Origin of the sequence: Actinomadura soli (genome assembly GCF_005889715.1) — a bacterium.
Taxonomy (GTDB): Bacteria; Actinomycetota; Actinomycetes; order Streptosporangiales; family Streptosporangiaceae; genus Spirillospora; species Spirillospora soli.
On the sequence record NZ_VCKW01000069.1, the window covers coordinates 24,524 to 33,667 of the forward strand.

General features: G+C 69.2%; 11 protein-coding genes. 7 read left to right on the forward strand and 4 right to left on the reverse strand.

Annotated features, from left to right (window positions below):
* Positions 1-70: 70 nt before the first annotated feature.
* Positions 71-706, forward strand: a complete 636-nt coding sequence (locus tag ETD83_RS15750) for an SIMPL domain-containing protein (protein WP_205717695.1) — start codon at positions 71-73, stop codon at positions 704-706.
* A gap of 21 nt (positions 707-727) precedes the next feature.
* Here ETD83_RS15750 and ETD83_RS15755 read toward each other — a convergent pair whose 3' ends face one another.
* From ETD83_RS15755 to ETD83_RS15765, 3 genes are all read right to left on the reverse strand, one after another.
* Positions 728-1,795 carry a glycerophosphodiester phosphodiesterase family protein gene (locus ETD83_RS15755; protein WP_138645876.1) on the reverse strand — a complete coding sequence of 356 codons (1,068 nt, stop codon included), beginning with the start codon at positions 1,793-1,795 and terminating at the stop codon, positions 728-730.
* A gap of 177 nt (positions 1,796-1,972) precedes the next feature.
* The gene (locus ETD83_RS15760) at positions 1,973-2,551 is read right to left on the reverse strand and encodes a dihydrofolate reductase family protein (RefSeq protein WP_138645877.1); all 579 of its coding nucleotides are present in this window, start codon (positions 2,549-2,551) and stop codon (positions 1,973-1,975) included.
* 86 nt (positions 2,552-2,637) lie between these two features.
* Positions 2,638-3,582 carry a tetratricopeptide repeat protein gene (locus ETD83_RS15765; protein ID WP_138645878.1) on the reverse strand — a complete coding sequence of 315 codons (945 nt, stop codon included), beginning with the start codon at positions 3,580-3,582 and terminating at the stop codon, positions 2,638-2,640.
* Positions 3,583-4,407: 825 nt separating this feature from the next.
* On the opposite strand from ETD83_RS15765, the gene ETD83_RS15770 reads away from it, so the two are divergent.
* The 4 genes from ETD83_RS15770 to ETD83_RS15785 all read left to right on the forward strand — a co-directional run bounded on the left by ETD83_RS15770 (position 4,408) and on the right by ETD83_RS15785 (position 7,246).
* Positions 4,408-5,589, forward strand: coding sequence for an epoxide hydrolase family protein (locus tag ETD83_RS15770; RefSeq protein WP_138645879.1), 1,182 nt, complete (start codon positions 4,408-4,410; stop codon positions 5,587-5,589).
* A gap of 67 nt (positions 5,590-5,656) precedes the next feature.
* Positions 5,657-6,256: a sulfite oxidase-like oxidoreductase gene (locus ETD83_RS15775; protein ID WP_138645880.1), complete on the forward strand. Its 600-nt coding sequence runs from the start codon at positions 5,657-5,659 to the stop codon at positions 6,254-6,256.
* Entirely contained in the window at positions 6,226-6,936 is a 711-nt protein-coding gene (locus ETD83_RS15780; RefSeq protein ID WP_138645881.1) for a ferredoxin reductase, read from the forward strand. Before ETD83_RS15775 ends, ETD83_RS15780 begins: the two co-directional genes overlap by 31 nt.
* 16 nt (positions 6,937-6,952) lie before the next feature.
* A complete protein-coding gene (locus tag ETD83_RS15785; protein WP_138645882.1) occupies positions 6,953-7,246 on the forward strand; it encodes a DUF6510 family protein in 294 nt (97 codons plus the stop codon).
* Positions 7,247-7,254: 8 nt separating this feature from the next.
* Here ETD83_RS15785 and ETD83_RS15790 read toward each other — a convergent pair whose 3' ends face one another.
* Positions 7,255-8,124 (reverse strand): LysR family transcriptional regulator, encoded by an 870-nt coding sequence (locus ETD83_RS15790; RefSeq protein WP_138645883.1) that lies wholly within the window; start codon positions 8,122-8,124, stop codon positions 7,255-7,257.
* Between the two features lie 121 nt (positions 8,125-8,245).
* On the opposite strand from ETD83_RS15790, the gene ETD83_RS15795 reads away from it, so the two are divergent.
* Positions 8,246-8,824 carry a dihydrofolate reductase family protein gene (locus ETD83_RS15795; RefSeq protein WP_138645884.1) on the forward strand — a complete coding sequence of 193 codons (579 nt, stop codon included), beginning with the start codon at positions 8,246-8,248 and terminating at the stop codon, positions 8,822-8,824.
* Between the two features lie 26 nt (positions 8,825-8,850).
* Positions 8,851-9,144: VOC family protein (locus ETD83_RS15800; protein ID WP_138645887.1), on the forward strand; the 294-nt coding region annotated here is incomplete at its 3' end.

Here is a 9,144-nt window from a genome sequence, read left to right on the forward strand (position 1 = left end):
CTTGGCGGGCACTGGCCACGGCGGCCCATGGCACGGCGGACGGGGCGCTGCTTGGATGATCGTCATGCAGATGATCGAACGGCCGTGGGGCGTGGCCGCCTACGGGGCGTCCAGTGTGAAGGCGATGCCCGATCTGGTGCGGGCCAGGTTCAAAGTGATCCGGGTCGAGCAGACACCGTCTCAGGCGTTCGCCGTGGCCAGCGACGCCGTGCAGGCGGTGCGGCGGACGCTACGGCAGCACGGCATATCGGACGCGGCCGTCCAGCACTCGCGGCTCGGCCTGAAGAGTTCGTGGAACTACGGCGGGTCGGAACGCAAGTTCCTCGGATACGAGTGCCAGGCATCGTTCGCGGTCGAGTCCGGGGATCTCGAGGACGTCCAGCCCCTGCTGGTCGACCTGGTGGCCGCGGGCGCCAACGAGATCGAGGGGGTCGACTTCGACGTCACCGGCAAGGGCGACCTGCGAGCCGAGGCCCGCCGGGAGGCGGTCGGCGCGGCACGGCGCAAGGCCGAGCTGTACGCCGAGGCCGCCGGCGTGCGATTGGGGGCGGTGGTGCACATTGATGACGTCGACCCCGAGCAGGTCGGGTTCGAGCGGTATCGCGGGCACGGCGCGGGCGGCGCCGCCTCGGCCCAGGACCTGGCGCCCGGACACGTCGTTGTGTCCGCCGCGGTGATCCTGGGGTTCTCCATCAACCACGACTGACCAGCGACGGCGCCCCCGGCGTCAGCGGGGCTGGTACGCCTTGGGCAGTCGCATGCCGCGGTCCTTCATGATCTTGCGGACGCGGTCGGGGTAGTTGGTGATGATGCCGTCGACACCCAGGTCGATGAGGGCCTCGACGGTGGCGGGGTCGTCGCAGGTCCACGGGATGACCTTCAGGCCCCGGGCGTGCGCCCCCGAGATCATGGCCCGGTCGGGGTAGAAGCGGAAGCCCGGGTCGCCGATCTTGCCGTTCTGCGGGAAGCCGTAGTTGGGCGACAGGGCCGTGACCCCGCGAATGGCGGCGGCCGCCTTGACGAAGTCGCCGTCGTAGTCGTCGACGTCCAGGCCGCCCAGCCAGGGGGACGCGCCGGGCCGGCCGACCTGGAGGAAGTCGTAGTTGGTCAGCGCCACCAGCGGCCACCGGGGCGCGAGCCGGTGCATGGACTTCAGGGCGCCCCAGTCGAAGGACTGGATGGTGACCTGCCGTTCGAGGCCCGACGCGCGGATCTCCTCGAAGACCCGGCGGACGAACAGCTCGCGTGGCGCGGTCTGCTCGGGTGCGCCCGCCTCGACCTTGGTCTCGATGTTGAGCGCGACCTGCTTGGCGCGGTAGCTCTTGACGAGGTTCAACACGTCCTTGAGCTGCACCATCCGGAAGTCGTGGACGACCTCCTGCTCAGGGAACCCGGGCAACTGCTGGTAGCCGCAGTTCATGGTCTTGATCTGGGCCAGGGTCAGGTCCTTGATGTACTTGCCGACGTAGGGGTACATCGGGTCGCCGGGCGTGACCGGTGCGGTGTCGCGGCATTTCTGGGCGCTGACCTGCCGGTCGTGGGTGACGACCACCTTCTCGTCCTTGGTGACCTGGGTGTCCAACTCCAGGGTGGTGACGCCCAGGCGCATCGCCTTGCCGAATCCTTCCAGCGACTCCTCGGTCGTCATGCCGAGGCCGCCGCGGTGGGCCTGCAGATCGAAATGGGACTTCTGAGGCCGCACCCCGGGACCCGCGGGCGTGGACGCGTGGGCGGCTACCGGCAGGGCGATCGTGGACGCAAAGACCAGACCGGCCAGGGCAAGGCGCGTGGGCATCGGAACCTCCGCTTCGTCATGCTCCATCAACCCTCGCGACGCTAGAACGAGCGCCGCGGCCCGTAATTGACACGATGTGATGGCGCCATGAACGTTCACGGAACTGCGGCCTCGTCACGCGGGCCTGGGGCACGCGGGCCTTAGGACGGGGCCCGGGGGCGGAGGGTGTTCCCAGCGTCAGGCATGGAGAGTGGGGCGGTAGATGAGCTCCTGGATGTTGCCGTCGAGCGTCCGGCTCTCGATCAGCTCAAGGTCGAAGTCGGCCGCGTCCTCGAAGACCGGGTCGAGCCCGCTCTGACCGGTGATCACGGGGAAGAGCGTCACCTGGACGCGCTCGACCAGGCCCGCGGCCATCAGCGCCCGGTTCATCGCCAGGCTGCCGTGCGAGCGCAACGGCACCTCGGACTCCTCCTTGAGCCGGGCGACGACGTCGACGGCATCGCCGCTCACGATGTTCGCGTCCGGCCAGTCGAAGGTCTCCGCCAGGGTGGTCGACACCACCGTCGTCGGCAGGTTCCGCATCTGTGTGACCCAAGGGTCGCGCACCTCGGACCCCTCGGTGCTTGAGGCCAGCATTTGCGCGAACGCCCGGTAGGTGTTCGCCCCGAAGACCATCCGCTGCTCCTCGCTGTACACCGCGAGGCGGTGGTCGAGGAGCTCGGGGCCCTGCTTGCCCCAGTAGCCGGTCCAGTCGCCGCCGGCGGCGCCGAAGCCGTCGAGGCTGGAAAAGACGTCGAACGTGTAGGTAGCGGTCATGATGCCCTTCCTCGGGTGCGGTCGATCACGTGGGTGGAGATACAGACTGGCAGCCACGACCAGACTCATCGCCCTGAATGCTTCGGCTAGGCGTCTTGGTCTTGGTCTTGTCCTTGTTCGGCCTCAATCGTCCGGACGCGGTGGCGAATGTGTTCCGCTCGGGCGCCGCCGAGTTCGCCGAACATTGCCAGCGCGGTGCAGAACGTCCGGTAGGCGTCTTCCGTATACCCGGCCTGGAATTGGCTTTCGCCGAGATTGTGGAGGGCGAACATTTCGCCATAACGGTGGCCGGCCCGACGGCTGGCGGCGAGGGCCTGCCGGTGGTACTCGATGGCCTCATCGCACCGGCCCAGCAGCAGGTAGACCCCGCCTAGGCCGCCGAGGGCCGCTCCTTCGCCTCGCCGGTCCGGGTGGGTGTCCCGGAAGATGTTCAAGGCTTGGTGCAGGCAGTCCAGTGCCTGTGGGAGCCGGTGGGTGTGTCTGTAAACGTCGGCGAGGGTGTAGAGCAGATAGCCCCTGCCCCAGCCCTCCTTGGTGGCATCGGCGATTGCCAGGCTCTCGGTCAGGGCCCGTTCGGCGTGATGCCAACGCTCTTGCCGCGTGTAGGTGTCGGCCATCTTGTGGAGGGCGGCGAGTTCGCCCCACTGGTAACCGGCCGCGCGCGATAACCGCAGGGCGCCGTCCAGAAGGCTGAGGCCTTCGTCGTGGTGATGCCGGTCGCGATAGGCCAGGCCGCGGCTGTAGAGGATCCATGCCTCGTCGAGTGCCTCATCGGCCGTGACCGGCCCGCCTTGCCTGTTCCCGCGCAGATCGACGTATAAGGCGGCGTCGGGGAATGACGCGGCCACCGAATGAGCCCACTGCACCGCCAGCGCGGTCTTGCCCACCCCCGGGCCACCGGCGACCGCTGAGATCACGACCGCCGGGTGGCGGCCGTCCTTCCCGGCCAGCAACGCCGACAGCTCCTCCAGCTCACCGCGCCTGCCCACGAACCCGCCGATCGCGGGCGGCAACTGCCGGGGGACGATCACCAGCGACCGCGCGTCGCCGTCACCATGCCCGGCCCGGAGCGCCTTCCGCTCGCAGAGCCGGTGGTACTGCTCGCGCAGCGTCTGGGGATCACGCAGGTGAGCCGGGACAGCTCGCGGACGCTGCGCACACCCGCCTGCTCCATCAGCTCATGAAGCAGCTCCACCATCTCAGCGCCCGCGTCGGCTCGGCGCCCCCTGCCCGATCCACGATCCACGGCCCCGGGCCCCGTCCCCGGCATGCACTGTCCACCGCTACTTCATCACCGGAAGCACCAAGCCTAGGCGCCATCTGCGCTTACCGACAGGATCGTCCCGAAGCGTCCGCGAACGTTTCGGGACACCCTCGCGCCGCGCCAGCGTGGGTGACATGAACCCCGACCTGGCCTGGTTGGCGACGCTCCTTGACATCGCGGTGGGTCTCAGCGAACTCCTCGCCTTCACCCTCCTGCTCCACGCGACGGTCACCACGCGCCACCGCCCACGACGGCCATCACGCGGGACGTTGTGCACGCGCCGGACCACCTCGCAGAGGACCACCCGCGACGCGAGATCGTCGCGTTAGCGGCGTCCGCGTTGGGACTGGCGGTCGCCGCAGCCGCCATCCACTGACGCGTTGGCGCGTGTCGTGCGTCCGTGCGGCTAACCCCACGTGAAGGCCACCGGTTCACAAGGAGTCGGGCCCGGAGGTCCGTCGGCTCCTACGGTATGACCATGACAGGCCAAGTCCACGCCTGGCCGGTGTCCGCCCAGGTCATACGGGTATCAACCGTGCGCCCCCCGCCCGGCGCCCCGGTGCCGGTCGACTTGACCCGGCAGGTGGAGAACATGTCCGAGAACGAAATCCGTCCTTTCCGACTGGACACCCCGGAAGAGGCGATCACCGACATGCGTCGCCGGATCGAAGCCGCACGCTGGCCCAGCCGGGAGCTGGTCACCGACCGCTCCCAGGGCGTGCAGCTGGCGACCGTCCAGGAGTTAGCCCGCTATTGGACGACCGGCTACGACTGGCGCGCGTTCGAGGCCAAGCTGAACGCCCTTCCGCAGCACACGACCGACATCGACGGCGTCGAGATCCACTTCGTCCACGTGCGGTCGCCTCACGAGAACGCGCTACCGCTGATCATGACGCACGGCTGGCCGGGCTCGATCGTCGAACTGCTGCAGGTCGTCGGCCCCCTCACCGACCCGACCGCGCACGGCGGACGGGCCGAGGACGCCTTCCACCTGGTGCTGCCGTCCCTACCCGGCTACGGCTTCTCGGGCGAGCCGGCCGAGCTCGGCTGGGACTCCGGCCGCATCGCACGCGCCTGGGCGGAGCTGATGGACCGCCTCGGATACACGCGCTACGTCGCCCAGGGAGGCGACGTGGGCGCCGACGTCACGGACGCGATGGCCCGCCAGGGGCCCCCGGGGCTGGTCGGCATCCACGTCAACCTGCTCGGCGCGGCGATCGGGCTTAAGGACCAGTTGCCAGCGCAGACTGAGCAGGAGCGCGCGGCGCACGACGCGGTCACCGCATTCACCACGGACGGCTTCGGCTACTTCCTGGAGCAGTCCACCCGGCCGCAGACGATCGGCTACTCCCTGCTGGACTCGCCCGTCGGGCTGGCGGCCTGGATGCTCGACCACGACACCGATAGCTACTACAAGTTCTCCCGCGCGTTCGTCGACGGCCGGCCAGTGGGCGGCCTCACCCGCGACAGCATCGTCGACGACATCACGCTGTACTGGCTGACGGGCACCGGCGCCTCGGCCGCCCGCTGGTACTGGGAATTCGGGCGGGCCCACGCCGCCGGTCAGGCTCCTCCGCCGGTCTCGGTCCCGGTCGGCTTCACCACGTTCCCCGGCGAGCTCTGGGCCGCCCCGCGCAGCTGGGTCGAGACGGTCTACCCCGACCTCGCGTACTTCAACGAGGTCGACCGCGGCGGTCACTTCCCCGCCTGGGAGGAGCCCGAACTCTTTTCCACCGAGGTGCGGGCGGCGTTCCGGCCCCTGCAGAAACCATGAACCCACCCCCCGGCCCGCATGGCAGGCGGCTCGCCCGCCCGCAATGAATCGCCGAGAGGATGCTGAGATGGGGATCGTTTCACCCGGCTTTCACGGCCGGCGGCGGGAGTCCGCCGGCGGACTCCCGCCGGGGCAATACCTGACCAACGACTTCCCGGTACTGTCCGCGGGCCCGACGCCGCGGATCCCGCAGGACGAATGGGAGTTCACCGTCACCACGGAATCCGGGCGGGAACACCGCTGGACGTGGCGAGAATTCCTGGACCTGCCGTCCGAGACGCCACAGGTGGACATCCACTGCGTCACCAAATGGTCCAAGCTGGGCACGGAATGGCAGGGGGTGTCGCTGGACGTCCTGCTCGCCGACGTAGAAACCGAAGCCGACTACGCGCTCGCGCATTCCTACGGCGGCTACACCACCAATCTGCCGCTTGACGACCTGCTGGACGGGAAGGCGTGGGTCGTCCACCGCTATGACGGCGAGGACCTGGAACCCGAACACGGCGGTCCGGCACGGCTACTGGTGCCGCACCTGTACTTCTGGAAGTCGGCGAAATGGGTGCGCGGAATCACGCTGCTCACGGAGAACGAGCCGGGTTTCTGGGAGTCCGCCGGCTATCACGACTACGGGGATCCATGGCGCGAACAGCGGTACCAGGGCGACTAGCCTGGCGCGTGGCGCGGTTGGCCGAAACGCGCAGGGAGACCGAAACGGCCCGCACGCTGCTCTTCGACGTGCCTGACTGGCCGGGGCATCTGGCTGGCCAGCACGTCGACGTGCGACTCACGGCCGACGACGGCTACACCGCGCAGCGGAGTTATTCGCTTTCCGCTCCCGACCAGGTGGAATTGGCCGTCCAGCGGATAGGGGACGGCGAGGTGTCCCCCTATCTGACCGACGTCATCGGCATTGGCGATCCGGTGGAACTGCGCGGCCCGGTCGGCGGCTGGTTCGTCTGGCGTCCGGGGACGGGACGCGCCGTCCTGCTCATCGCGGGCGGTTCCGGAATCGCGCCGCTGATGGCCATGATCCGCGCCCGTCGACTTTCCGGGGACGGGACGCCGTTCACGCTGCTCTATTCCGTCCGCACACCTTCCGACGTGTATTTCGCCGATGAACTGCGGCGTCCCGTCCCCGGCCTGGACGTCACCCTCCTCTACACCCGCGGCACCCCGGACGGCTGGCTGCGCCCGCCCGGACGCCTGACCGCGGCCGACCTCGACCCGGCGGACACGGACCGCGACTGCTTCGTCTGCGGCCCGACCGGATTCGTGGAGGCGGCCGCCGACCTGCTGGTCGCCCACGGCCACGACCCGCGGCGGATCAAGACCGAACGCTTCGGCTGAGCGGAGACCGATCGACATGACCCTGCGCCATCGACAAGCCGTTCACGGCCACGTGGACGGCAACGCGCTCGCCGGCCCGCTGAGCGAACTGTTCGCCGTGGACGTCACGGCCGCCGAAGGCCGCTGCGTCAACTGCGGTCTCACCGGCCCGATCGCCACGCTGATGGTCTACGACCGCGCGCCCGGGATGGTCGCCCGCTGCGCCGGATGCGACAACGTCGTCCTGCGACTGGTCCGAACCCCGGACGCGGCCTGGCTAGACCTGACCGGAATGACATGGCTGCGCGTCCAACTCCCAACAACGACATGAATCTGCGACTAGGGCCGTAATACGCGGGAGATGAACGCGTCCGCCGCCGGCGTCGGCCCGAGCCGGCTCCAGATCAGGTGCTCGATGCGGTGCGAGGTGTTCACCACGGGCACGACGGACACCCCGGGCAGGCGCACCGCGTAGGCGGAGGCGAGGAGAGCGACGCCGAGACCTTCGGCGACGAGCCGCGCCATGATGTGGGGGTCGGTGACCTCGAAGGCGACCTCGCGCTCCAGACCAGCGGCGCGAAAAGCGTGATCGGCCTGAACGCGTCCAGTCGTGCCAGCAGGAAAGTCCACGTACTCCTCAGCCGCGACCTCCTCCAGCCGGATGCGCTGCCGCCCGGCGAGCCGGTGGTCGGGTGCCAGCAGCGCGGCCAGCGGGTCGCGGGCGAGCGGCCGGCTGTTGAGGTGCGGGATCTCGACGTCCTCGGCCAGGCCCAGGAACGCGACATCGAGCGCGCCGTCGCGGACCTGGTCGGCAAGGAGGTCGCTGCCGCGCGTGAGGAGACGGATCCGCACCTGCGGGTGCTCCAGGTGGAACGATCGCAGCACCGCCGGCACGTCGACGGCCGCCACCGTCGGGATCATGCCGACGGCGAGCCGGCCGCGGATCTCTCCGGTCGCCGCGTAGGCCTCGGCCTGCACCCGCTCCGCGGCCGCGAGACACTCGCGCGCCGCCGGAAGTAAGGCCGCGCCCGCCGGGGTCAACGCCACCGACCTGCTCGTCCGGTGGAAGAGCCGGGCACCCAGCTCCTGCTCAAGCTTGGCGACCTGATGGCTCAACGCCGACTGCACGACCGAGCACCGCTCGGCGGCGCGGGTGAAGTTGCCGAGCTCGGCCACGGCGACGACGTATTTCAATTGCTGGAGATTCACGCAGCAATTGTGAAACGCGATCAATCTCATGACAACAATGCATTGGACTCATCACCGTCGGCTGCCCCAGGCTGGTGGGCACGCGAACGTCCACCGTCTGCCAAGCACGATGGGAACCGACATGACCGCTGTCTACACCTGGGACGTCTTCTCCACCCTCGACGGCTACGGCTCCTACGCCGAGGGCGCCGACTGGGGCGGCTACTGGGGCAAGCAGGGCCCCGAACTGCTCGAACACCGCGCGGCCCAGTTCGACACCGAGCAGCGGATGGTCTTCGGCGCCACCACCTTCCGGGAGACCGCGCAGATCATGACCTCGGGCATCGACCCCAACACGCTCGACGAGTGGAACGTCCGCACGATGCGCATGCCCGCGACGGTCGTGTCCTCCACGCTGCACGACACCCTCGGCTGGCCGGACGCGACCATCGTGAGCGGTGACGCCGTCGACATCGTCACCCGGCTCAAGAAGGAATCGGACGTGCCGCTGCGCTCCCAGGCCAGCCTGTCGCTGAACTGGGCCCTGATGGCCGCCGGCCTGGTCGACCGCCTGCAGGTGACGATCTTCCCCGCCATCTCCGGCCGGACCGGCACCAGCCCGATCCTCGGCGGCGCCGCCGACTTCGATCTCGAACTCCTCGAAGCCCGGACGCTCGACGGCCACACCCAGGAACTCGTCTACCGCCCCACCCTCCGGTGACGGCGCCGTCCGGCAACGTCCTGCAAATGCGCCTGGTCGTCGAGGCCGACGATTACGAGGAGGCGGTGCGGTTCTACCGTGACGTCCTGGGCGGGGTCCAAGAACTCCAACTCCACCAGGACGACGGCGCGCGAGTCACGATCCTCGACGTCGGCCGCGCGACACTGGAGATCTCCAGCCCCGAGCAGGTCGCCATGATCGACCGCGTAGAAGCAGGACGGCGGATCAGCCCGAGACTCCGAGTCGCCTTCGAGGTCACGGACGCCCAAGCCGTCACTGGTGACCTGGTCCAAGCGGGAACCGAACTCCTCGCCCCACCC